27 protein-coding genes are annotated in these 22,985 nt (G+C 32.0%); 13 read left to right on the top strand and 14 right to left on the bottom strand.

Features of this window, described 5'->3' with window-relative positions; all coding sequences use genetic code 11:
- Window positions 1-18 precede the first annotated feature (18 nt).
- Together JJL45_RS13295 and JJL45_RS13290 are read right to left on the bottom strand one after the other, a co-directional pair.
- Window positions 19-843 (bottom strand): ABC transporter permease, encoded by an 825-nt coding sequence (locus JJL45_RS13295; RefSeq protein ID WP_068602091.1) that lies wholly within the window; start codon window positions 841-843, stop codon window positions 19-21.
- A 22-nt stretch (window positions 844-865) separates the two neighbouring features.
- On the bottom strand, window positions 866-1,765 hold the full coding sequence (locus JJL45_RS13290; RefSeq protein ID WP_068602093.1) for an ABC transporter ATP-binding protein: 900 nt from the start codon (window positions 1,763-1,765) through the stop codon (window positions 866-868).
- Window positions 1,766-1,887: 122 nt separating this feature from the next.
- Between JJL45_RS13290 and JJL45_RS13285 the strand changes: the two genes are divergently transcribed.
- Window positions 1,888-2,961 carry a hypothetical protein gene (locus JJL45_RS13285; protein WP_068602094.1) on the top strand — a complete coding sequence of 358 codons (1,074 nt, stop codon included), beginning with the start codon at window positions 1,888-1,890 and terminating at the stop codon, window positions 2,959-2,961.
- On the opposite strand, the gene JJL45_RS13280 is transcribed toward JJL45_RS13285, so the two are convergent.
- From JJL45_RS13280 to JJL45_RS13250, 7 genes are all read right to left on the bottom strand, one after another.
- Complete coding sequence (locus tag JJL45_RS13280; RefSeq protein WP_067146037.1) at window positions 2,958-3,473, bottom strand: IS1096 element passenger TnpR family protein; 516 nt, start codon at window positions 3,471-3,473, stop codon at window positions 2,958-2,960. The genes JJL45_RS13285 and JJL45_RS13280 overlap by 4 nt on opposite strands.
- Before the next feature lie 38 nt (window positions 3,474-3,511).
- Window positions 3,512-4,525 carry a COX15/CtaA family protein gene (locus JJL45_RS13275; RefSeq protein ID WP_068602096.1) on the bottom strand — a complete coding sequence of 338 codons (1,014 nt, stop codon included), beginning with the start codon at window positions 4,523-4,525 and terminating at the stop codon, window positions 3,512-3,514.
- A gap of 153 nt (window positions 4,526-4,678) precedes the next feature.
- The gene (locus JJL45_RS13270) at window positions 4,679-5,041 is read right to left on the bottom strand and encodes a four helix bundle protein (RefSeq protein ID WP_068602098.1); all 363 of its coding nucleotides are present in this window, start codon (window positions 5,039-5,041) and stop codon (window positions 4,679-4,681) included.
- A gap of 97 nt (window positions 5,042-5,138) precedes the next feature.
- Window positions 5,139-6,557, bottom strand: a complete 1,419-nt coding sequence (locus JJL45_RS13265; protein ID WP_068602101.1) for a CCA tRNA nucleotidyltransferase — start codon at window positions 6,555-6,557, stop codon at window positions 5,139-5,141.
- Window positions 6,558-6,585: 28 nt separating this feature from the next.
- Complete coding sequence (locus JJL45_RS13260; protein WP_067146045.1) at window positions 6,586-6,960, bottom strand: GxxExxY protein; 375 nt, start codon at window positions 6,958-6,960, stop codon at window positions 6,586-6,588.
- A 141-nt stretch (window positions 6,961-7,101) separates the two neighbouring features.
- On the bottom strand, window positions 7,102-7,662 hold the full coding sequence (locus JJL45_RS13255) for an L-threonylcarbamoyladenylate synthase (RefSeq protein WP_068602102.1): 561 nt from the start codon (window positions 7,660-7,662) through the stop codon (window positions 7,102-7,104).
- 2 nt (window positions 7,663-7,664) lie between these two features.
- The gene (locus tag JJL45_RS13250; RefSeq protein WP_068602104.1) at window positions 7,665-8,618 is read right to left on the bottom strand and encodes a hypothetical protein; all 954 of its coding nucleotides are present in this window, start codon (window positions 8,616-8,618) and stop codon (window positions 7,665-7,667) included.
- Between the two features lie 112 nt (window positions 8,619-8,730).
- On the opposite strand from JJL45_RS13250, the gene JJL45_RS13245 reads away from it, so the two are divergent.
- Complete coding sequence (locus JJL45_RS13245) at window positions 8,731-9,480, top strand: glycosyltransferase domain-containing protein (RefSeq protein WP_202664164.1); 750 nt, start codon at window positions 8,731-8,733, stop codon at window positions 9,478-9,480.
- 383 nt (window positions 9,481-9,863) lie between these two features.
- Window positions 9,864-10,619, top strand: a complete 756-nt coding sequence (locus JJL45_RS13240; protein WP_202664163.1) for a hypothetical protein — start codon at window positions 9,864-9,866, stop codon at window positions 10,617-10,619.
- Between the two features lie 119 nt (window positions 10,620-10,738).
- On the opposite strand, the gene JJL45_RS13235 is transcribed toward JJL45_RS13240, so the two are convergent.
- Window positions 10,739-11,173, bottom strand: a complete 435-nt coding sequence (locus JJL45_RS13235; protein ID WP_068602109.1) for a VOC family protein — start codon at window positions 11,171-11,173, stop codon at window positions 10,739-10,741.
- 60 nt (window positions 11,174-11,233) lie between these two features.
- Window positions 11,234-12,349, bottom strand: a complete 1,116-nt coding sequence (locus JJL45_RS13230; RefSeq protein WP_068602110.1) for a glycosyltransferase family 4 protein — start codon at window positions 12,347-12,349, stop codon at window positions 11,234-11,236.
- Window positions 12,350-12,444: 95 nt separating this feature from the next.
- Between JJL45_RS13230 and JJL45_RS13225 the strand changes: the two genes are divergently transcribed.
- Entirely contained in the window at window positions 12,445-13,209 is a 765-nt protein-coding gene (locus JJL45_RS13225; RefSeq protein ID WP_068602112.1) for a lipopolysaccharide kinase InaA family protein, read from the top strand.
- Here the strand turns inward: JJL45_RS13225 and JJL45_RS13220 are convergent.
- Genes JJL45_RS13220 through JJL45_RS13210 form a run of 3 tightly spaced genes read right to left on the bottom strand, consistent with a single transcriptional unit; the run spans window position 13,206 to window position 15,852 of the window.
- Window positions 13,206-13,964 (bottom strand): glycosyltransferase family 2 protein, encoded by a 759-nt coding sequence (locus tag JJL45_RS13220; protein ID WP_068602114.1) that lies wholly within the window; start codon window positions 13,962-13,964, stop codon window positions 13,206-13,208. The genes JJL45_RS13225 and JJL45_RS13220 overlap by 4 nt on opposite strands.
- A 28-nt stretch (window positions 13,965-13,992) precedes the next feature.
- Window positions 13,993-15,036, bottom strand: coding sequence for a glycosyltransferase family 9 protein (locus JJL45_RS13215; protein WP_068602116.1), 1,044 nt, complete (start codon window positions 15,034-15,036; stop codon window positions 13,993-13,995).
- Window positions 15,037-15,852, bottom strand: coding sequence for a 2,3,4,5-tetrahydropyridine-2,6-dicarboxylate N-succinyltransferase (locus JJL45_RS13210; RefSeq protein WP_068602118.1), 816 nt, complete (start codon window positions 15,850-15,852; stop codon window positions 15,037-15,039).
- A gap of 338 nt (window positions 15,853-16,190) precedes the next feature.
- Between JJL45_RS13210 and JJL45_RS13205 the strand changes: the two genes are divergently transcribed.
- The 9 genes from JJL45_RS13205 to JJL45_RS13165 all read left to right on the top strand — a co-directional run bounded on the left by JJL45_RS13205 (window position 16,191) and on the right by JJL45_RS13165 (window position 22,847).
- A complete protein-coding gene (locus JJL45_RS13205) occupies window positions 16,191-16,481 on the top strand; it encodes a hypothetical protein (protein ID WP_068602120.1) in 291 nt (96 codons plus the stop codon).
- 86 nt (window positions 16,482-16,567) lie between these two features.
- Entirely contained in the window at window positions 16,568-16,978 is a 411-nt protein-coding gene (gene ruvX / locus JJL45_RS13200; RefSeq protein ID WP_068602465.1) for a Holliday junction resolvase RuvX, read from the top strand.
- 285 nt (window positions 16,979-17,263) lie between these two features.
- The gene (gene def, locus JJL45_RS13195) at window positions 17,264-17,854 is read left to right on the top strand and encodes a peptide deformylase (protein ID WP_068602122.1); all 591 of its coding nucleotides are present in this window, start codon (window positions 17,264-17,266) and stop codon (window positions 17,852-17,854) included.
- A 54-nt stretch (window positions 17,855-17,908) separates the two neighbouring features.
- Entirely contained in the window at window positions 17,909-18,337 is a 429-nt protein-coding gene (locus tag JJL45_RS13190; RefSeq protein WP_068602124.1) for a DUF5606 domain-containing protein, read from the top strand.
- A gap of 109 nt (window positions 18,338-18,446) precedes the next feature.
- Window positions 18,447-19,013, top strand: a complete 567-nt coding sequence (locus JJL45_RS13185) for a TlpA family protein disulfide reductase (protein ID WP_068602126.1) — start codon at window positions 18,447-18,449, stop codon at window positions 19,011-19,013.
- 284 nt (window positions 19,014-19,297) lie between these two features.
- Window positions 19,298-20,605, top strand: a complete 1,308-nt coding sequence (locus JJL45_RS13180; protein ID WP_068602127.1) for a site-specific integrase — start codon at window positions 19,298-19,300, stop codon at window positions 20,603-20,605.
- Between the two features lie 2 nt (window positions 20,606-20,607).
- Window positions 20,608-21,462, top strand: a complete 855-nt coding sequence (locus JJL45_RS13175; protein WP_068602131.1) for a hypothetical protein — start codon at window positions 20,608-20,610, stop codon at window positions 21,460-21,462.
- A gap of 168 nt (window positions 21,463-21,630) precedes the next feature.
- Window positions 21,631-21,951 (top strand): helix-turn-helix transcriptional regulator, encoded by a 321-nt coding sequence (locus JJL45_RS13170; protein WP_068602134.1) that lies wholly within the window; start codon window positions 21,631-21,633, stop codon window positions 21,949-21,951.
- A 2-nt stretch (window positions 21,952-21,953) separates the two neighbouring features.
- Entirely contained in the window at window positions 21,954-22,847 is an 894-nt protein-coding gene (locus tag JJL45_RS13165; RefSeq protein WP_068602136.1) for a hypothetical protein, read from the top strand.
- Window positions 22,848-22,985: the final 138 nt, after the last annotated feature.

The following is a 22,985-nucleotide window of genomic DNA, read 5'->3' as shown; positions in this document are numbered from 1 at the left end:
GATAAAGAGGTAAAGATATTATAAATCGCGACGTTTTAATAGTTTATAAGATAAAAACACAAATAAGAAGGTCCATCCGAGAACGATAATGATTTCATAGGCATGTACGCTATAGTCGTATACCAAGTTGACCTTGTCTGGAAACTTGGACATAGTTATACGTTGAAAGGGTTCATCTATGAGTTTGTACATTGATTTTAGAGGAAAGAAATTTTGAATGCTTTCGGCTGTTTTGCTGTTAAATTTCCAAGCTAGAATACCAAATGAAATCCATTCAGCAATGAACAAAATGAATAAAAATCCTAAAGCAAAGGCCGAGCGTTTTACCAACATACCAAAAAACAAACAGAGGCTAAAAAAGCCAACAAGTTTTACGAAATAAGCCAATAAAAATTCAATGTTAGTAAAGATTATTGATACCTCATTATAACTCGAATAATATAAACCAATACTTAAGGTAATAAAGAAAATAAGAATGGTAGAAATTAACGAAAAGAAGACAATAGTATAGAATTTTGATAAAATAAATTCCTTTTTACTAAGGCCATCGATGAGGTTTTGTTTAATCGTTTTATTACTGTATTCGTTACCAATCATGCTCACCACTACAATGGCAAAAAAGAATTTGAATTGTGAAGCAAAAAAGGTGGTTAGGTGCCAGATTAGCGGAAAATTAAAAACGCCAAGTTCACCCAGTTCTAAAGTAAAAAAACCAAAGACGTTAATTTTTAATGAAGAAAGAAGTATAACGAAAAAAGGTAATATAAACGATATAAAAATTAAGACTCTACTGGCGCGGTTGAGCAGGAGCTTTTGCAATTCTAAGTTTAAAAGTCGGAACATTTAAAATGGATTTTTTTGACAGTTAATTATGGTCTGTAAGTTGTAAAAATTGTTCTTCTAAACTTTCTTTACGCTGTACCAAATGAGTCAGTATAATTTGGTTGTCGAACATGAATTTGTTGAAGTCCTCAGATTGCATTGGTTCATTTAAGTGGGCGGTAATCATTTGGTTGTCGTTAACTTTAATGGTTCCAAACGCATTATGATTTTCTAAAAGTTCAATTAATTTAGAGTTGTTATTGGATGTCACTTCAAAAAAACCATGAGTAGAAATCATGGCATCTACACGCCCCGAATACAGTTTAACACCTTTTAGTAAAACCACCACATGCGAGCATACTTTTTCAACTTCATCTAACAAGTGGGAGGCTAACAAAATGGTAGTGCCTTTAGTGGCAATTTGTTTTATGATTTCTCGTATTTGATGTATGCCTTGAGGATCTAAACCGTTTGTAGGCTCATCGAGGATTAATATTTCTGGATCGTTTAAAAGGGCAGAGGCAATGGCTAACCGTTGTTTCATACCTAAAGAAAAAGTGCTAAACTTACTGTGTTTTCTTTCTAAAAGGCCTACGATCTCTAGTTTTTCTTCAATTTTACTAATATCAACACCTTTAATTTTACAAACGAGTTTCAGGTTTTGAACAGCCGTCATGTAAGGGTAAAAGTTGGGGCGTTCGATAATAGCACCAACATGCTTTAATGCTTCATGTGTGGTCATCGTTCCATCAAACCATTGAAATTGGCCTTCCGTTTTATTTACAACATTTAAAACAATACCTAGGGTGGTCGATTTTCCGCTACCATTGGGACCTAGAATACCATAAACATTACCTTTTTTAATGGTAAAGGATAAATTATTAACGGCAGTTAATGACCCGAATTTTTTAGTGAGATTTTCAATTTTTAGAATGGTTTCCAAAAGTGTAAATTTTAAAAGTTAACTTTTTAGGCTTTTTGGTAATCATAAATATGACGAATCCTATGCCATATTGTTACACAATATCTTTTTAAAAAGCTTAAATTTGAGGAAGATTAGTCGTTATGCAAGATTTAAAAATATCAAAGAGAAAACCATCTTATCCTATAACCCCGAAGTTACAAAAGTATTTATCACGATATAATAGAAATATAGAAATCCCTATTTTTTATGATGATTTACTTCGATTTCAAGGCTCTGTTGTAGTATACGATAAAGATGATAACGATACGCTTTGGATTCGCGTTTACTTTAATGAATTTGAACGTGAGGAGATAGAGTCCTCGCTAAAAAAAGTGTATACGATATTTCATTCTGATGGAAATGAAAACATCTTGCCGTTTTTAAGTGTTGATGCTATTGATTACTGCACCTTTGGTAATTCGAAGCCTTTTAGGATTAAAATTAGAAATGTTTTAAATGACAACTCGACGTATTTTTATATTAAAACCGCTGATGCATCTCGTGTATATGGCTTAGAGTTAGAGCATATGCTATCGCCATATAATTTGAATTACTTGGTTTATGAAAATACTTTAATTGAAGAACATATTGCGGGTATTCCTGGTGATGAGTTTATAAAGAATATGCTGCCAAACTGTAGTAAATCGGAAAAAGCGCAAATAGCTAAAGAGTTTGTGAAATTTAATGAGCGCTGTATGATTCGTTTATTGGGCGATATGCGCTCCTATAATTATGTAATTGTACCTACGCATGATTTTGATAAAGTGGTTTATAAAATTAGAGCCATCGATTTTGATCAACAGTGCTATGAAGGGAAATTTAATATTTACCGACCTCAGTTTTTTAAAGAAAACTATGAAATGGTACAATTGGTCTCTAATATTATTCAGAAATTATCTATAGATCAATATAAAACTGAAGAACGTTCTATTTTGGTTAAACGTCTCAAAAGTTCACATGTTCGTGTAGAAATGTTGTTGGATAGCTTAGAAAATGATGTGATTTCCACTGAAGAAAATATCCAATTACTAAAAACAACCATCTTTAATTATACCCATGATGTTAACTTCAAAAAGAGCAAAAACATGGGTGAAATTTTGAGGTTTTCTTTAGCGTTTCTAACAAGAAACTACGAGAATGTCAATTTAGAAGCGTTAAAAAGGAAGAAATACTAGTTCCAGTTTTCGTCAAAATCTAACTGGTCGTAATCTTCAGGATCGAAATCATCTTCAAATTCGTTAAAATCATCAAGGGCATCGGCTTCAAAAGTTTTTTCTGGAGCAGATTCAGGCACTTGACCTTGTACGTACATCAGGTTAGGATAGTCATGACCTTCGGTTTCTTCAACGATTTCTGCTAATTCCACAAAGAATGTCCACATACTTAAAAAGTCGTAAACGTAGATAAGTTTTGTCTGGTTTTCATCTAGAAGTCCATCTAAAGATGTTTCGTGCATTAAACGCGCTGTAGCTTCTTCACTTAAATCGAATAAAGAGATTTCTTCACCTTGTTCCCAGATATCATTACTTACGTAGAAAGAGGCCATTTCGGTACCATCAAAGCCAAACGACTGCGTGATGATATTGTGTAAATCTTCAAGCGTATCGCTATCACGAATTTCTAAATCGCGAAAAACGTCTTCGTCGGTGGTATCGTTGTCTAATATGACTCTAAATCTGTATATCATCGGTGAAAAAATTAAAGCACAAAGGTATGTTATTTAAACTATTTAGTAAAACGATGTAATGTAAAAGTCATACTCGTTAACAAGAAAAAGGCTCCGACTTGATGGGCAATTCCTAAACCTAAGGGAACTTGATAAATAAGGGTAAAAACCCCTAATGAAAACTGTAATAATACGAGAAGTATTAAAGAATTAACACCTTGTTTTTGATGTGCTGTTAGCGTGAACTTGTTAGATTTTCTCCAAATTAAGAAGATGAATAACACCACGACAAAAGCTAAAATACGATGCACAAACTGAATCCCACTTGGATTTTCAATTAGGTTTTTATAAAAAGGATCTAATACGTAAGCGGTGTGATGTATAAACTTGCCTTCACTCATTAAGGGCCAATGGTTGTGCATTAAACCAGCCTTTAAACCAGCAATAAAAGCGCCATAAATAATTTGAATAATTAAAACGATGTAGCCCCAAATAAGCAGTCTTTTCATGGGGATATTGGCGGGTTTGCGTATGGGAAACATGAGATCTAAGGCCACCCAAAGTGTAGCGGCAAAAGTTAAAAAGGCGGTTACGAGATGTGCTGCTAATCTATAGTGACTCACATCTGGCATATCTACCAAGCCACTTTTAACCATGTACCAGCCTAAAAAGCCTTGAAAGGCTCCAAGAGCTAATAATACGATGCATTTTTTTATGGTGCTTTTACTAAGTTGTTTTCTAATTAAAAAATATACAAACGGAATAATAAAGACCAATCCTATGGAACGCCCTATAACACGGTGTAACCACTCCCAGAAGTAAATATTTTTAAAATCTTCAATATTGAAATGGTTATTATAGGCATGATACTCTGGATGTTGTTTGTAGAGGTCAAAAGCTTCTTGCCATTCTTGATCCCCAATAGGCGGAATGGTTCCAGTAATTAATCGGTAGTTTGAAATGGATAAACCTGAGTCGGTCAATCTGGTAATACCACCAACAACAACCATTATGAAAATCAGGAAACAGCCTGTTAGTAGCCAGTATATTACGTTTTTGTTGTCTTTTTTCATGGTTTTGGAGTTGCTGAGTTTCAAAGCTTCAAAGTTTCAAAGACTCATAGCTTCAAAGTGTTCTATAGTTTGTTAATTTTTGTTTTATTTTAATTGTTTTTCCAATCAGAGGCACATTTCCCTCTGCGATTCTGTTACTTTCCACTCTAACGCTTAACCCTTAATTTTTCGGATGAAACTGGTGAGCATACGTTCAACTTCTCTTGTGTCTAAAAATAATTTATTGAAATTTTCTTCTTTTAAAAATGATAAATTATAAGCTATTTCTAGTTGTGTTTGTAATTCGAATAAAGAACTTAAAGCTATATTTAAAAATCGTAAATAATCTTTTGTGCCGTCTCTTCCATAACCTTCAGCAATATTACTGGGAATAGATGTTGCAGATCTTTTTATTTGAGAAGTGAGTGCATACAGTTCGTCTTGAGGAAAGTTTTTAACACTACGATACACTTCCGTGACTAAAGACATAGATTTTTGCCAAACTAATAACTTTCTATAGGTGTAACTGTTTTGCATATTGAATCACTTATTCTTCGTAACTTAGAGTTTCAAAGTTACTTTGTAGCTTTGCGACTTTGGAACTTTGCTGCTGTAAGCCTCTATTACTATAAATTTAACCTCCAACAGTAAGCCCCAATTTTCGTCCCTTCTCCAACATAAAAGCATGTGCTGCTTCATATTCATTCGGAATTACGCCTTCTAAAATAGCTTCTTTAATGGCTTCTTTAATAATGCCAATTTCCCTTGATGGTTTTAAGTTGAAAGCGGCGATAATCTCTTCTCCCGAAATAGGAGGTTGGAAATTACGAACATGATCACGGGCTTCAACTTCAATAATTTTTTCACGAACAATTTTAAAGTTGTTGTGGTATTTATTGAACTTCTTCGGGTTTTTAGTAGTGATGTCTGCTTCACAGAGGGTCATTAAATCTTCTACATATTCACCAGCATCAAAAACTAAACGGCGAACAGCCGAATCGGTTACGATATCTTGAGCTAAAACAATAGGACGTGAACTCATAAATACCATTTTCTGAACAAACTTCATTTTGTCATTCAAAGGCATTTTTAAACGTTTAAATAGGTGATACACCATTTTCGAGCCTTCAAATTCATGGGCATGAAACGTCCAGCCTACTTTTTTACTAAACCTTTTGGTAGGTGCTTTACCAATATCGTGAAGCAATGCTGCCCAACGTAGCCAAACATTATCTGTGTTTTCAGCAATGTTATCTACGACTTCAAGAGTGTGATAAAAATTGTCTTTGTGTCGTTGCCCTTCAATTTCGTCGATGCCTTTTAAAGCCGTGAGTTCAGGAAGAATATGTTTTAAAAGACCTGTTTGTTCTAGCAATAAGAAGCCAATGGAAGGTACTTTGCTTTCTAAAATCTTATTGATTTCGGTAACAATACGTTCATTAGTGATAATTTTTATGCGATCACTATTTTTGGTTATGGCTTTTAAAGACTTGGTTTCAATGGTAAAATTTAATTGCGTTGCGAACCGAATGGCTCGAAGCATGCGCAAAGGGTCGTCACTATAAGTAATATCTGGATTTAAAGGCGTCCTGATAATTTTATCATCTAAATCTTGAGCACCATTAAAAGGATCTAATAAATCACCGAAATTTTCTGTGCTCAAATTTAAGGCCAAGGCATTTATAGTGAAATCTCTTCGGTTTTGGTCGTCGGCAAGAGTGCCGTTTTCAACTGCAGGATTTCTGCTGTCTTCGGTGTACGATTCTTTTCTGGCACCAACAAATTCAACTTCAATATCATCATAACGAAGCATGGCTGTACCATAAGTTTTAAATACTTGAACCTTAGGTTTATTTGGTAAGTTTTTCGCGACTTGCTTCGCTAATTTTATGCCATCACCAATGGCGACAACATCGATATCTTTGGCCGTACCTCTTTTAAGTATAAAATCGCGTACAAAACCGCCAATAACATAAGAATCTAATTGTAGTTCTTTTGCCGATTGCGAAATGATTTTAAATATTGGATGATGTAATGCTTCTTTGTAATTCATTTTATTTGCCACTAATACACGAATGTTTTTATAATACGATGCGTTTATGGTCTAGAAAATCTTTATGAAAATTCACCAAAAGTGCGAGTTTGTTTTGTGAGACTTTTAAATAGTTAATGCATTGTGAAATATGTTTGTCGTGTAAACTTTCTACAGATTTTATTTCCAATATTATTTTATCGAACACTACAAAATCTGCATAAAACTTGTGTTTTAAAACAATGTTTTTATAGTTTACGGAGTATTCTTTTTCTCTTTGAAACGGAATATTTCTTAACTTAAATTCATGTTCAATAGCATCTTTGTATACAATTTCAGAAAAGCCACTTCCTAAGTTGTTGTAAACTTCGAATAAAACACCAACAATTTCATAGCTTTCGTCTTTATATACAATTTTAGACATTATATTATTGTTTTTTTGCCCCAATTCACCAACATTTTAAAATGCTTTACGCCATTCTAAAACCAGAACTTAACATTTATTCTAGTTTGTTTCTTTTTTAAATGGCTAAAAGCAAAATTATTCGTGTATTCGTGGCTGTTTTTACTTACGTATAATCTTCACAACGCCATTATTACTTAATTTAATAATGGACGACGGTTTTGCGCAAATTTTTTCGTGATGCAAATTTACAACATAGTCTACACCTTTTAAAATAGCCGGTGCTATTTCTTTGTATGAGCTTGGTGTTGGCTGCCCGCTAATATTTGCCGAAGTAGATACGATGGCACCATTTAGTTTTCTGGAGAGCTGATAACAAAATTCGTCATCTGGTATTCTAATCGCAATGGACCCATCATCGGCAATTAAATTTTTTGCTAAATTTTGAGCATCATCATATATTATCGTCGTGGGTTTGTCGGTTACTTCAATAATATTTAAAGCTGCAGTGGGTACCTGTTTAACATATTTAGCAAGCATTCGGTCGTCGGCAACTAAACAAATTAGCGCTTTACTATCAATACGTTCCTTTAAATCGTAAACCTTTTTTACGGCTTCTGGGTTTGTAGCATCACAGCCAATACCCCAAACGGTATCGGTAGGGTAGAGTATGAGCCCGCCTTGTTTTAAAGTGTCTAAAGCGTTTTTTATTTCTGTTTGCATAATTAACTTAAAATGGTTTTTAACCAGTTGGTATAATGGTATTTCTGATAAATTTCTGAAGGTACTTTTTCGTAAGGTGTACTAAAGAAGTCTTCAGGGATATTTATGGCATTATTTGGATCAATGACTAAGATGTTGTTAGGGTTATAAAAATCGTAGGTTTTTATATCGGCATTCGTTGTGATAAGTTTCTTTTCAAAATACAGACTTTCAAATACACGAAAAGTTAAGCCATCTTGAATACCGTACTTGTGAATATCGACTATAACCTTTGTTTTTTTTAGGTAGTTTAAAACCTGTTTATTGCTTTTTCGCTCTTTTACAAAAGTAACTTGAGCGGAAACTGTTTTTTTATCCGATTGTACTAGAAACTTATAATTAATATTAGACTTCTGTAAATAACGACCTAGTTTTTCTAAAGTGCTTAATCTGTAGTCATCAGACATGATGGTAAAAGCGTCGTATATGGGCGTTTCGATTACAGGCTCATCATCAAGGTATATAAAGTTAGGAAGAAACTCTAATTGATAATCCTTAACATCTTTTTTTTCATAGGAATAAGCCTTGTCAAAAAAATGAACCACCTCTTTTTTACGTTCAATATTACTTATGGAGTCGTGATAATAAGCAATAAAATGATCTGTTCGACTTTTTAAAGCTTTAAGTTGAGAATCAAAAAACAAATCAGGTCTAATTATAATTATTTTATCATAGGTTTTAGAACTTGTTTTATCGATTATAGGCTGTAATTGATAATAGTTTTTAATCTTTTTTTTAGAGGCCACTTTATAAATTGCAGCGAAACCCTTCTCAAAAATATGTTTGTATTTATATTTTTTTAATGAAGCGATATTGTAATATTCAACATTGTAGTAATGTGTTTTTAACTCGTTTTTTATCGCTTTGTAATATCCACTTAAATCATAAGTGATAAAAAGTATATTTTTATCCTTCATAGACTGCAAAATTATGACTTTATTTTCAATTGTAATGTTTTCGCTATTCAAGGTTAGAAATAATGTTTAACGTATTTTTGTGATGTATTAAAGGATAATAATGAGTATAGATATGAATGATAGAATAGTGGTATATACAGCGCTTTTTGGTGATTATAGTGGTTTAATAGACCAGCCAAAAATTAAAAATGTTGATTTTATTTGTTATACGGATCAAGATATAAAAGCAAAAAACTGGAAGATTATTAAGGTTAAGCAACCTGTTGAAAACGATAATACGAGAAGTAATCGCTATTTTAAAATATTGCCCCATAAACATTTAAGCGAAAAATATAAGGTTAGTGTTTATATAGATGCTAATATTTGGGTGATGAAGGATATCAATAAATTGGTTGAAGAGAAGATGAAAATAGCAAAAATGGCTTGTTTCGATCACAATCAAAATGCTTTTGGAAAGCGTGATTGTATTTATGAAGAGTATCAAGCTATCTTAGACTTCGCTAAAAGAAATGATTCTCAAAAGGACGATCCTGAGGTTATGAAAAAGCAAATGGACCGATTTAGGGCAGAAGGCTATCCTGAACATAACGGACTCATAACAGCTCCAGTATTAATAAGAAAACATTTTGATAAAGAGCTTATAACGGTAATGGAGTCCTGGTGGCAAGTTGTATTAAATGAAAGTAAACGGGATCAATTAAGTTTTAATTATGTGGCTTGGAAGCATAATTTCACAAGCTTTAGTTTAATTGATGGTGATGTTCGTGAAGGAAATCCTTGGTTTTATACGATAAGACACAGAGATAGTTATGCTTTTAAAATTTTTAAACTGAAACTGAAACGGTTTCTGAGAATTGAGTAAAAGCTTTATGAAACAAGCGTCTCAATAGGCAGAATTGAGGAAAGAATCCTTAATTCCGACTTAGATTTAACGGTTATTTTCTTGATTGTCTTGTGAGTTTATTCGTTATAGTAAAACGATTAATTATGAATAGATTACATTCTAATTTGGTAATCTTATTCATATGGTTTGTTAAGACTTAGACGGGAAATTTTAATTTATTTAAATTTTAATGAATATTTTATACTACCTTTATTTTACGATTCATTGAACTTAATAATTTAAATTTTCTAATTATGAATACAAAAAAAATATGTGCTATTATAGCATTTTTAGTAGTTAACACCTTAGTTTTCGGGCAAAGTAATGCAACGGATCTAAATGAAATTATCGGATTGAAAGGTATGTCATCCGAAACTGTATTACAAGATAAAGGATATCATCTAGAAAAAGTTGATAAGTCTTCTAGTACTATTTATCAAAACTGGTGGAACAGCAGAAAAGGTAAATGTGTAACGGTACGTATTGAAGATGGTAGAGTAAAATCAGCTGTCAATACAGAGGCCTTTGATTGTGGTAAGTCGGGTTCTGGTAGTTCACACAATTCCTCAAATAATGATAATCTTAATTTATCAAGTTTAAGTGGTATGTCTGAACCAGATGCTTCTACAAGATTGCAGGATAAAGGGTTTAGAGTTACTAAATCAGCAGGAACTTCTGTAATTTCTTTGTATTGGTATAAGGAGAGAAATGACAAATGTTTACTTATGAAGGTTAAAAATGACCGTGTTACTTCAGTAACAAAAATGCCAAATTCAAGTATGTGTAAAGGAGGTTCTAGCAGCAGCTCACACAATAACTATAATGGACACAGTAACAGCAGTCATCACAGTAGTGGGGCTGATCATGGTGTAACTTTATACGGAGACTGTAGTTTTAAGGGAAGTCACAAAACTCTAGGTGTTGGTCGTTACGATCATGATCAACTTGGTGTTGGAAATGATAGAATATCTTCTATTCGTGTACCAAGAGGCTATAAAATTATTATTTACCAAGATGGTGGATGGAGAGGAAGCAGCAAAACTTTATATGAAGATAACGGTTGCTTAGAACATGGTTGGAATGATCACATTTCAAGTGTGAAAGTTGAAAGAGACTAATAATTATAGAAATTTTTAAAAAGGCGGTCGGCTAAAATGTTTTAGTCGATCGCCTTTTTTTTATACCTATTGGCTGGGTTTTTTTGAAATTAAAATGATTTAAGGTCTAGAAGAAAGTTCTATTGATTTTGTTGTTCATTAAAACTTACCATCCAGCTGATGCCAAATTGATCGGTGAGCATGCCAAAATAATCACCCCAAAAAGTATCTTCTAAAGGCATGGATATTTTTCCGTTATTAGAAAGCTCTTTAAATAGTTTATCAGCTTCTGTTTTACTATCAGCCGAAATGGAGATTGAAAAATTGTTACCTTGTTTAAAATCAGGTGCCCATTCACCACCAGAATCACTGCCCATTAAAATAGAATTTCCTATAGGAAGCGAAATATGCATAATTTTGCTTTTATCTGCTTCAGTAATCGATAAATTTTCGCTAGAAGGTATGTCACTAAATCGACCTAAGTAACTGAACTCACCTCCAAAAACGGACTTGTAAAAAGTGAAAGCTTCTTCACAATTGCCATTAAAATTTAAATATGTGTTTGTAGTAGCCATAAAATATTTTTATGTCTAAGGTATTGATATATAATGTTTTCTAAAAAAAATAATTAAAAATTAACGTTTGTATTTGTTTACAACATCCTGTAACTCTTCAAACATCTTTTTTGAAATGACATCTTTGGTAAAATTGTCTAAGAGATATTTATAGCCGTTTTCAGTGAGTTCTTGTTTTAAAGTTTCGTTTTCGATTAAAAATTCAACTTTATCTGCAAAATCTTCTGGATTACCAACCTCGGCAAGTAGTCCCGTTTTATTATTAACAATCACTTCTGGAATGCCACCTGCATTGGCTGCCACGATGGGTACTTTACAAGCATAAGACTCTAATAAAACACCACCTGTAGGTTCGTTGTTAGATGTAAATAGGAATAAATCAAATTCTGGTAAGACCTCAGGAATGTCTTTCCTAAAGCCAGAAAAAATAATATGATTGTTTAAGTTTTTTTCGGTGACGTATTGTTTAATATCATTTTCTAATTCGCCTTCACCGATCAAAAGGTATTTAGCTTTAAAGCTGTTTCTTTTTACTAAAATATCTACGGTATCCACCCAAGTATAATGGTCTTTAAACTCAGAAAAAGCAGCTATGTTACCAATAATCTTGTAGTCGCTAGGTATGTTATACTCTTTATGAAGTAATCCGGTTTTTGTATTTTTAGTGAATTTATTCACATCCGTTACACTACCCACAACGCACATTTTACTATGGTCTTTAACGGCTGGTTTTAAAATCTCAACAACAGGATGGGACACACAAATTATCTTTCTGATTCCAGAGTAATCGTATTTCCACTTGCGTAACGCGTTAGAATCAACCCGTTTAATAAGAGTGCGGCAAAGTACAAGTGGAGCAGGAAGTTTGAATAATAAATGCGATAATACCGCCAATGTATGGGCTTTGCTATTGTGAATAAACACAACATCAATATTTTTTTCTTTTACAATTTTCGATAAACGCTTGGCAAAACCTAAATCGTATTCACTTTTATAATCAAACCCAATAACCTGCATGTTTTTAGAAGTCGCAACATCAAAAATAGGCGTGTTGTTGGCACAAACGATGTACTGATCTTCAACATACCCCTTGTCTTTAAAAGCTTCATAGAGGTAAACGATTTTTTGTTCGTGACCTCTCCAAACTCCAGAGGCAGTGATTTGTAATAAGCGCATAATTTTGTTTTAAACACCAAAGGTAAAAAAGACAAAAGAAATATGTGGGGGTTTAGTCTGTTAAACTATAAACATAAAATTCGTAATTTCGCAGGATGAAAAAGAAAGTTTTTACACCAGCGTATAAAGGCGATAAAAAACAATTAAAGCGTTTTGTAAAAAAATTTAATAAACTCGGTGAACGTTTTGTTGACGGCGATAGAAACACCATAAAATTATTTGATTTTAATGGTGAAAAAATTAGTATAAAAGCCTTTAAAATCCCGAATCTCGTAAATCAAATTGCCTATAATTATTTTAGAAAAAGTAAAGCCCAACGCTCTTTTGAGTTTGCTACGAGATTACTAGAATTAGGAATTGGTACCCCAGAACCTATTGCTTATTTTGAAAAAACAACCCCTTATTTGTTTAAAAAAAGTTATTATATAAGTAAGTATGTTGATTATGATATTACGTACCGAGAATTAACCACAGATTTCAATATCCCCAATTACGAAAACATTCTTCGTGCTTTTACGAGGTTTACGTTTAAGTTACATGAAAACGGTGTGCATTTTCTAGATCATTCTCCAGGAAACACTTTAATTCAATATAATAAAGGTAATTATAAATTTTATTTAGTGGATTTAAATCGCATGGAATTTGGGACTTTAGATTTTGAAACACGTATTAAGAATTTTTCACGACTTACCATTCATAAATCCATGGTTGAAGTGATGAGCGATGAATATGCTAAATGCTCAGGCGAAGATTATCAAACTATTTTTGATTTAATGTGGGGAGAAACGGAAGCGTTTCAAGAAAAATACCATAATAAACAACGATTAAAGAAGAAGTTGAAGTTTTGGAAAAAAGATTAATCTTTTCCTTTGTGTAACTCGTAAAGTTTCAAATATTTTAAAAAGGTAACATTAAAGGTTTGTACACAAATTACAAAACCATTTAAGCCGTCTAGAAAACCTAAACGTAAAAAGTAAGCTTTGAAAAATGCCCAAGTGGGTCTGAATACGATTTTAAATACAGACGATTTAATACCTAATTTGTAATAAGCATGAGCTGCAATCGTTGAAAAACGCTCTACTTTTTGATTGTGTTCTTGGTAGTCTCTATAAATCCAATGCAATAAGTCTCCTTTTAAAAAACCTGCTTTATACCCTTTTTTTAAGGTATAGCTGTCGTGCGGATTAATGCCTTGCCATTCGCCACTGCCTTTTTTAAATAAACGTAGTTTTCTGTCGGGGTACCAATCGGAATGCTTAATCCATTGTCCGCAATAATTGTTTAAGCGATTACTATAGTAACCATCATGAGTCCAATTTTGTTTGACTTTTTGGATGCTGTTTTTTAACGCTTCAGAAAGGGCTTCATCGCCATCTAGCGACAAAATGTAGTCATGTTTTGCTTGGGAGATCGCAAAATTTTTCTGTTCTATATAGCCTTCGAATTGATGTTGAATGAAGTTAACGTGGTATTTTGCACAAATTTCAGGGGTATTATCCGTCGAAAACGAATCCACTACAACAATTTCATCAACAATATTTACAAGGGATTGTAGGCATTTCTCTAAATGCTCCTCTTCATTGTAGGTTATAATAACGCCCGAAAGTTTTATCATTATAAATTCTAAATTTTGGCAAAAGTAATTATTTCAAAAAAGTTCTAAGTGTATCTAGAAACAATTCAGGTTTAAGCTGTTTGTATAGGATTTCTGTTTGACTTTTGAATTTCTTTTCTTCCTGGTTGTAAATTTCAGGATTAAAGTCTTTTAGATGCACACTAACATGGTTTTTGTTTTCAAAAAGATTCCAAGTGTTTTTGTTAATCCATGGTGAAAATATAGCAAAGGTTTTAATGTTAAGCGCTTTAGCCATATTAATAGCACCACCTTCGTTACCAATTAAAGCATCACAGTGCTTTGTTATCGCTAGAAATTCACGTAAACTCTTTCCGAAAATCTCAAAATAAATCTGTTTTTGAGTTATTGGTGTACACAAATTGTAAATAGCTCGTGCCTCACTTTCTTGATTAGGAATGTAGTTGAACAGAATTTGAGCTTTAGGTTTTTCATTAATGATCTCATCAATAAGCCTAGCCATATAATCAAAAGGATAGGTTTTGTTTTCTCCGCTACCTAATACACTTATCATGTAAAGGGGATGATTTAAATCAATACCCGAATCTTCTAAAAACTGTTTGCTATCGTGAATTTCTTTTTCAGTTAAATAAATTTTTGGCTGAAGGTCTTCAACTTCAATTCCCAAAGGTTTTAGCAATTGAAGTCTATGAGTTATAGCCAGACTATTTGCTTCAAGATTTTGTTGCCTTTTTATATTATAATCATATACAAATGTGGTGTATGATTTATGGTAGGAAATTTTAGTTTTAGCCTTTGAAAAAGCGGTGATGATATTGCTAGATAATTTGGAGTACACATCAATCACAATGTCATAATGTTGCGATTGAATGTTTTTAGCAAACTTTATTAGAGCCTTTTTACTTTTTTCTTCAGTTTTGGTGAATAAAATACAGTGATCTATAAAAGGATTGTTTTCTACAACAGGATAGGTGTGCTCGTTAATGATGTAATGTAATTGAGCTTGAGGATATTTATGGCGAAGTGCTTCAAACAGAATACTGCTTGTAAGCACGTCGCCAATCATTTTTTGTTGTATAACAAGAATTTTCATTTAAACAGCTACGTCGTTTTCACGAAGTGCATCGTTTAGAGAGGTTTTCTTGTCAGTACTTTCTTTACGCTTTCCAATAATTAAAGCACAAGGTACTTGATATTCACCTGCAGCGAATTTTTTAGTATAACTTCCTGGGATGACTACAGAACGGGCAGGAACACGACCTTTCATTTCAATAGGTTCGTCGCCAGTTACATCAATAATTTTTGTACTCATGGTAAGTACAACATTAGCACCTAATACGGCTTCTTTTTCAACACGAACACCTTCAACAACGATACAACGTGACCCTACAAAAACGTTATCTTCAATAATAACTGGAGCAGCTTGTAATGGTTCTAAAACACCACCAATACCAACACCACCAGAAAGGTGAACGTTTTTACCAATTTGAGCACAACTACCAACAGTAGCCCAAGTATCAACCATAGTACCTTCATCTACATAAGCACCAATGTTTACATAACTAGGCATTAAAATAGTTCCTGAAGAAATATAAGCACCATGACGTGCTACAGCGTGAGGTACGACACGGATACCTTTTTCTTTGTAACCTGTTTTTAAAGGAATTTTATCATGAAATTCTAATGGACCACATTCAATAGTTTCCATTTTCTGAATCGGGAAATATAAGACAACAGCTTTTTTAACCCATTCGTTTACTTGCCAACCGTTTTCAACTGGTTCAGCAACACGTAACTCACCTTTGTCTATTAAATCTACTACTTTTCTTATTGAAGCAATAGTGTTTTCTTCACTTAATAACGCTCTGTCATTCCAAGCGTTTTCTATGATTTGTTGTAATTCTGTCATTGTAAAATTATTTTGAGCAAATATACTAGCTATGATTTAAATACAATAAAGGATTTATCAAATTAATATAAAAAGGGCCCATATACGGATGTATTTTTAAAACTGATGGTTTTTTATAAAATTTTGTGAGTTTATTAACACGTATTTTTTGTAATTGAAAAAAAATTATTAGATTTACTTCGTTCATCGTTAAAATATGACTTTTAACGGTGTTTACAAGAGGGTAATTTTTGTCTCACTACATTTAAAGCTTTATGGTTTGCTCCATCTATAATTAGGTTCGGGCCAATATTACCTTAATCATTTTAATCATAAGTAATCATTTAATTAAAACGCAGATGAAAATCAATTTTTACTTCATTTTAATATTTTTATTTTTTGGTTCTATTGTTAGTGCTCAAAATCCTGATTCAACTTTGGAGACTGGAAAGAAGCAGCATATTTCAGAAACTAGAAACTTTTCTGTTAATGAACTAACTCCAAAAAATGTTATATTATTAGACGAATTAAAAGTTAATTTAAAATTCGTACGATTAGAAAGTGATATCAAATTATATTACAAAAGGCAGAAAAAAATTGGAAATATCAGCTTAGTTTTTCCTAAAATGAATTTAGAAGCCTTAGCTTAAAAACTAACCATTACCTATATATGATTAGAAAAAGGTTGCCATATTACGGTAACCTTTTTTTATACACTATTTTTGTAAAAAAAAAGATGGCTCGCATTTTAGCATTAGATTACGGAACAAAAAGAACAGGTATAGCAATAACCGATGTTTTACAAATTATAGCTTCAGGTTTAACTACTGTACCTACTACAGAGCTTTTACCTTTTTTAAAAGATTATATAAAACAGGAAGATGTAGAATTAATTTTAGTTGGCGAACCCAAACAAATGGATAATACGGCATCAGAAAGTGAAGCTTATATAGCACCTTTTTTAAAAAAACTAGAAAAAACATTTCCTAATATGCCTATTAAACGCGTCGACGAGCGTTTTACTTCTAAAATGGCTTTTAAAACGATGATTGATAGTGGGTTAAAAAAGAAACAGCGTCGAAATAAAGCTCTAATTGATGAAATTAGTGCCACGATTATTCTACAAGATTATTTACATTCGAAGTAATCTTTTTTCGATATCATATTTTTTAAGTGACAATATTTCTTAATTTTTTCAGAATAATTGATGTTAAACATATTGAACTGATTTAGTCTTTTTGCGTTTAAGCGAAAATTAGACATTTTTCGGCCATTTGAAAGTTTTTTTGAGTTCCATAGCTGGGCTACGAAAGAATGAAAAGGTGATAAAGGGATGAAAAAGGGCAATTTTTTAGCAAATGGAAAAAGTTTAAATAAGTTCGTTACATAATTAATAAGAGTTGTATTTTTGCAAGCCTTAATAAAGCACCTTATGATTTTACCTATTGTAGCCTATGGCGATCCCGTTTTAAAGAAGAAAGCCACCGATATTACAAATGATTATCCTAACCTCCAGGATTTATTAGCAAACATGTTTGAAACCATGTACAACGCCTATGGGGTTGGTTTGGCAGCACCTCAAATAGGATTGCCTATTCGATTATTTGTAGTAGATGCGACGCCTTTTTCAGAAGATGAAGATTTAACTGAGGCAGAGCAAAAGACATTAATCGGTTTTAAACGTGTTTTCATAAATGCTAAAATTGTTGAGGAATCGGGTGATGAATGGGCTTTTAATGAAGGGTGTTTAAGTATCCCAGACGTTAGAGAAGATGTTTTTAGAAAGCCTAATATTGTTATTGAATATTTGGATGAAAATTTTCAGCCTCAAAAGGAATCTTTTGATGGATTAGTAGCTCGTGTTATTCAACATGAATATGATCACATAGATGGTGTTTTATTTACCGATAAGCTATCAAGTTTAAAGAAAAAATTAATAAAAGGAAGACTTACTAATATCTCTAAAGGAAAGATAAATGTAGATTATAGAATGCGTTTTCCAGATCAAAAAAAGAAACGATAATGTTTGCAATACATCAATAATCAGTTGATATTTGTGACCCTTAAAAAATAAAATATGAGTTTAGAAAAAGTTATATCAATTTCAGGTAAACCAGGATTATATAAATTGGTAACACAAACCCGTGGTGGTTTTGTTGCAGAGTCTTTAATAGATAAAAAGCGCATTTCTGTAAGCGTACAAAACAATGTAAGTGTATTAAGTGAAATAGCTATTTATACCTTAACGGAAGAAGTGCCTTTAGCTCAGGTTTTTGAAAACATCAAGGTGAAAGAAAATGGCGAAAAAGCGTCGGTAAAACCTAAAGATAGCAAAGATAAACTTGAAGAATATTTCTTTTCAATATTGCCAGAATACGATGAGGATCGTGTGTATGCTAGCGATATTAAAAAAGTTATCCAATGGTATAACTTATTACAAGAACATAAGTTGCTTGATAATTTAGTTGAAGCTGAAGCGACTGAGTCTTCAGAAGAAGAAGCCTAAACGATTTAGCATTGTCTAATATTTAAAACCTCCTTTTTTGGGAGGTTTTTTTATGGGAATTTATTAACTTGTAAAGTTGCCAACCCAAATCCAATCCAACTGAACTCGTATGAAATCTAATTTTAGCACAAAAAATATTCTGTTTATTGTTGTAATAGTTTTACTGTTAATCCCTCAAACAAGACACCCAATTCAAGTGTGGCTAAATAAGGGTTTAGCTCTATTTAGTCCAGCCGTAGTTGATGAAAATAAGCAAGCTGCTCTAACCGATTATAAATGGGCTTTACAAACAAAATCAGGGAAAATTATAAGTTTTGAACAAAGTAAGGGCAAAGTAGTGCTTCTAAACTTTTGGGCAACCTGGTGTGCGCCTTGCATTGCTGAAATGCCTAGTCTACAATTGCTTTATGAGGATTATAAAGATCAAGTAGATTTTGTTTTTGTTTCAAGTGACCCTCCTGAAAAAATTAAAGCCTTTATAAAGAAAGAGGGCTATACGTTTGAAACCTATACGATTAAAAGTCAGTTGCCAGATCTGTTAGATGTGACTAATATTCCACGGACTTTTTTAATCGATCAATCTGGACATATAATAATCGATAAAACAGGAGCTGCCAATTGGAATAGTGAAACAGTAAGGACTACCATTGATGCCTTGTTAGATCGTAAAGTTTGATTGATTTATGAGGTTTTGAAGTATAAAAAAAGGTTTTATTAAAATGATTAATAAAACCTTATAATAAGTGGTGCGCACGAGAAGACTATACCCCTTGGTTTTTAATGATTCCATTTTAATTCATAATCACTACAAATCCCTTTTTTTAAAAGAGGTTTTTAGATTTTTAAAATTTTGTGAATCTAAATGATTTTTAAATATTCATTAAAATTCACTCTATTTAGGGGTGTTTTTAGGGGTGTTTGAGATTTTGTTTTTTGTATCTTTGCTGAAATATTTTAGTTATGGCATCAACTCAATACAGGATTAAAACGAATAATAAATCAAATTCAATTTTTTTAAGATTTAAGCAAGGTAGCCAGTTTGATACAGAAGCTTCAACTGGAATAAAAGCACCCAAAGGTAAATTTAGTTCATCTTTACAAAGAATAAATCCTACTGATGAAGTTAATTATAAAAAAATTAATGCTACCCTCAGGGATTTAAAAGTTCATATTGAAAAGCAATACAGTTCAGATTCCGTTGATGGAGTTATCATAAATAATAAATGGCTTAGAAATAATATTGATGGTTTTTTGAATAGAAAATCTAATGAGGAAGCTATTGATGAAAGGCAGTTTTTGTCAACATTCATGGATTCTTTTATAGATACTGCAAAGAAAAGACTTGATAAACCTAACAACCCAATTAGTTACAGAACTATTCAGCATTATGAGACAACAAAAAATAAGCTTAATGATTATGAGAATCATTCGGGAAAGTTGGTTAAGTTAACTGATATTGATTTAATTTTCCATGAAGCATTTATAGAATACTTGGATACGGAGCAGAAATTAAACCCTAATACGATTGGAGGATATTTATCTGTTATAAAGCGAGTTTGTCGAAAAGCTGAATTGAAGGGGTACGAAGTAAATATAAATTATAAAAGTTCAGACTTCTCATTGCCTTCTAACAAAACAGTAGATACTTATTTGACTTTGGAGGAGATTCATAAAATCAATAATCATAAATTTGATAAGGATTATTTGGATAATGCGAGAGACTGGTTAATTATAGGTTGTTGGACTGGTTTTAGGGTATCAGACCTTTTAACATTAACAAAGTCTAATTTAGATGGAGGCTTTATCCAAAAAGACACCCTGAAAACAGATTTTCCAGTTTATGTACCTATGCACAATAACGTTAAGAAGATATTGGAAAAAAGAAATGGTAAGTTTCCCAGGAGAATTTCAGACCCGAAGTTTAATGACTATATAAAAGAGGTTTGTAAGGATGTAGGATTGACTTATGAAATTAAAGGGGCTAAAATGTCTCCAATAGAAATAGAGAGGAATGGTAAAAAGAAAACTATACACCGCAAAGTAAGTGGTGTGTATAAAAAATATGAGTTAATTTCAAGCCATGTTTGTAGACGTAGTTTTGCGACAAATCATTATGGTAAACTAGATACTCTTACTATTATGAAGATTACTGGACATAAGACTGAATCTCAATTTTTAAAGTACATAAAAATTACTCCTAGAGAATATGCTGTTAAGCTTAAAAAGTATTGGGAAAATATTAATGTAAATGAATTTGTTAATAGTTAAATATGTTAAAGCAAAAGGATTTTAGTCAGTTCTATATAATCAATTATAACCCATGGGCTAAGGATGAAGATTTAAAAGATAGGGTGGAGCATCCTTTTGTTTTCATTGAGAGTTATATTCATGATTTTAATGTTTATCCATCAGTGAGCACTTTTGAAAAGGCACAAGCAATTTTTAATGATATAAAAGAATACAAGGAGGCAGCTTATAACTGTTTTGAGTTGGAATTGACTTTACTTCAAGAAAACAGAATAAAATACTTAAATCAAATCGTCTCAAAGTTATTAGAAGTTCAAAAAGATTTGAGACAAATAAAAAGAAAAAAAGGTATAGAGAAGCATAGGGCTATTAACAACTTAATACTGTTACTTCTGGGCTCAATTAAGGACGTTCTTAAATCAATATTTATATCTTATCATCTTGAACTTAATAACACTAATAGGGAAGTATTGTCTAAATGGTTTTACTTAAAAAAAGCTATTGTTTCTTTCTCCTTTAATAAACACCCCGAAGATAAAAGACTAGAAATTCTATACCGTAAATATTTAACCAAGGGGTTTGTTTCTGAGTTGACAAATTTCAGCACTTTTAAATGCCTATTTGAGGCAAAGCAATTGGAAAACAAAATAAATTGGACAGACAAAAAGTCTTCATTGTATTATTTCATTAAGCTTCTTTTAGAGTATAAGGTAGTTAGAAACCCAAAAAACAAGCATTGGGAAATTACTTCTGAATTCTTTTTGCTAAATGGAGAGGCTCTTTTACCTAAAGATTTTCTGAATCAAAAAGAAACCCAAAACAAAAGTAAAAGGAAATGCCTTGAATCCTTCGCCCAGGCATTATCTGAAAACTCTTAATTAAAAATAAATATTCTTGTATTAGCTAATTCAACTGTTGTAATTCTTTGAACGGTATGAATTCATGATTTTAAATCAGTAAAATACTCTTACTATTAAATCGGAGTATTTGTTTTAGGGTTGTTTATTTGTCTCTTTGTCATGTGTTTAACTGTAAATATTATGAATATGGAACAAGTAGTTTTAACTTCGATTGACTTAAATGAATTGGTGCAACTTCTGACTAAAAATATTGAGGATATTATCTTAAATAAAAAAGAAGTGGTAATTAATCAAGTTGTCAATACGGAACAAAAGAGCGAATATTTAACTAGAAAAGAGGTCGCTGAAATCTGTAAAGTAACTTCACTAACAACTTTATGGAATTGGGAGCAAAAGGGGAAACTTGTGCCGAAAAGAAAAGCGGGAAAAAAACCGCTTTACTTAAGGCAGGATGTTGAAAACTTCTTAAAAGGAAACAACCGAGGGTCTATTTTAACAGCTGCTTAATTATGATAGATTTTCTTAAAATTAGAATAAATGATAAAGAGGATTTTGAATCATTTGTTCAGAGCAATACCGCTTTTAAAAAAACATATAAAGCTTATTCCAATGAGGACGGATTATTTTATCCCATTGTTGGGAAGGTTTACAATATGGAATTTAGAATCACAAAAACGGAAGCGGTAATTTCGGGTAGTATTCATAAGTTTTATAATAACATAAGCGGTTTGGGGAATATAAATTATAACGATTTTACACTTATGGACTTTTACAGCGCTATTGATTATTTATGTGATACTTTTTTAATTGATAAAACAAAAACTACAATCACAAATTTGGAGTTTGGATTTAATGTCTTAATTAACAAGCCTAGTAGTTATTTCATAGAGCAGAGTGTTCAGATGTTTGATTTTCAACCATACGATAATCGAATTACAACTCGTGCAGGAACATCGTTTAAAATTTTCAAAAAATCTGATTTTTCAATCAAGATTTACGATAAAGGAAAGGAATCTAAATTAGAGCAAAAGAATTTGTTAAGAATTGAACTAAAAATTATTCAAAAAAGATTTTTAAATAATATTGGTGTAAATTCACTTGACCAAGTAGATGAGATAGCGGTTTCTAGGCTGTTTAAAGCCTTTGTGGAGCGTTATAATAAATTGCTAATAATTGATTCTGTTTCTCCATGGAATGCTCTTGAAACTCACGAAAGAGTGTTCTATGAGAATTATACAAATCCATGTTACTGGGTAAAGTTGAGGGATACTAAATCTTCACAGGAAATTAGAAAAGATAAAAAGAAAATAATGTCATTTATAAAGAAGATAGGATATGATTCAACTAAAACCCAAATACAAGAACTTATATCTAGTAAATACCATCAACTACTTTCCGCTTAATATTAATAAACTCTTACATTTTGTAGTTTTATACTAAATTGTTAACTATAAGACATCTTACATTTTAATATCTAGCATAGATTAATATATATTTACGCAATTTTCAACCTACCCTTCAAACCTCAATTTTAACCCTTT

This window comes from Tamlana sp. s12 (genome assembly GCF_016767215.1).
Classification (GTDB): domain Bacteria; phylum Bacteroidota; class Bacteroidia; order Flavobacteriales; family Flavobacteriaceae; genus Pseudotamlana; species Pseudotamlana agarivorans.
The sequence above is the reverse complement of the archived record's forward strand: the minus strand, read 5'-3'. Positions and strand labels throughout refer to the sequence as shown.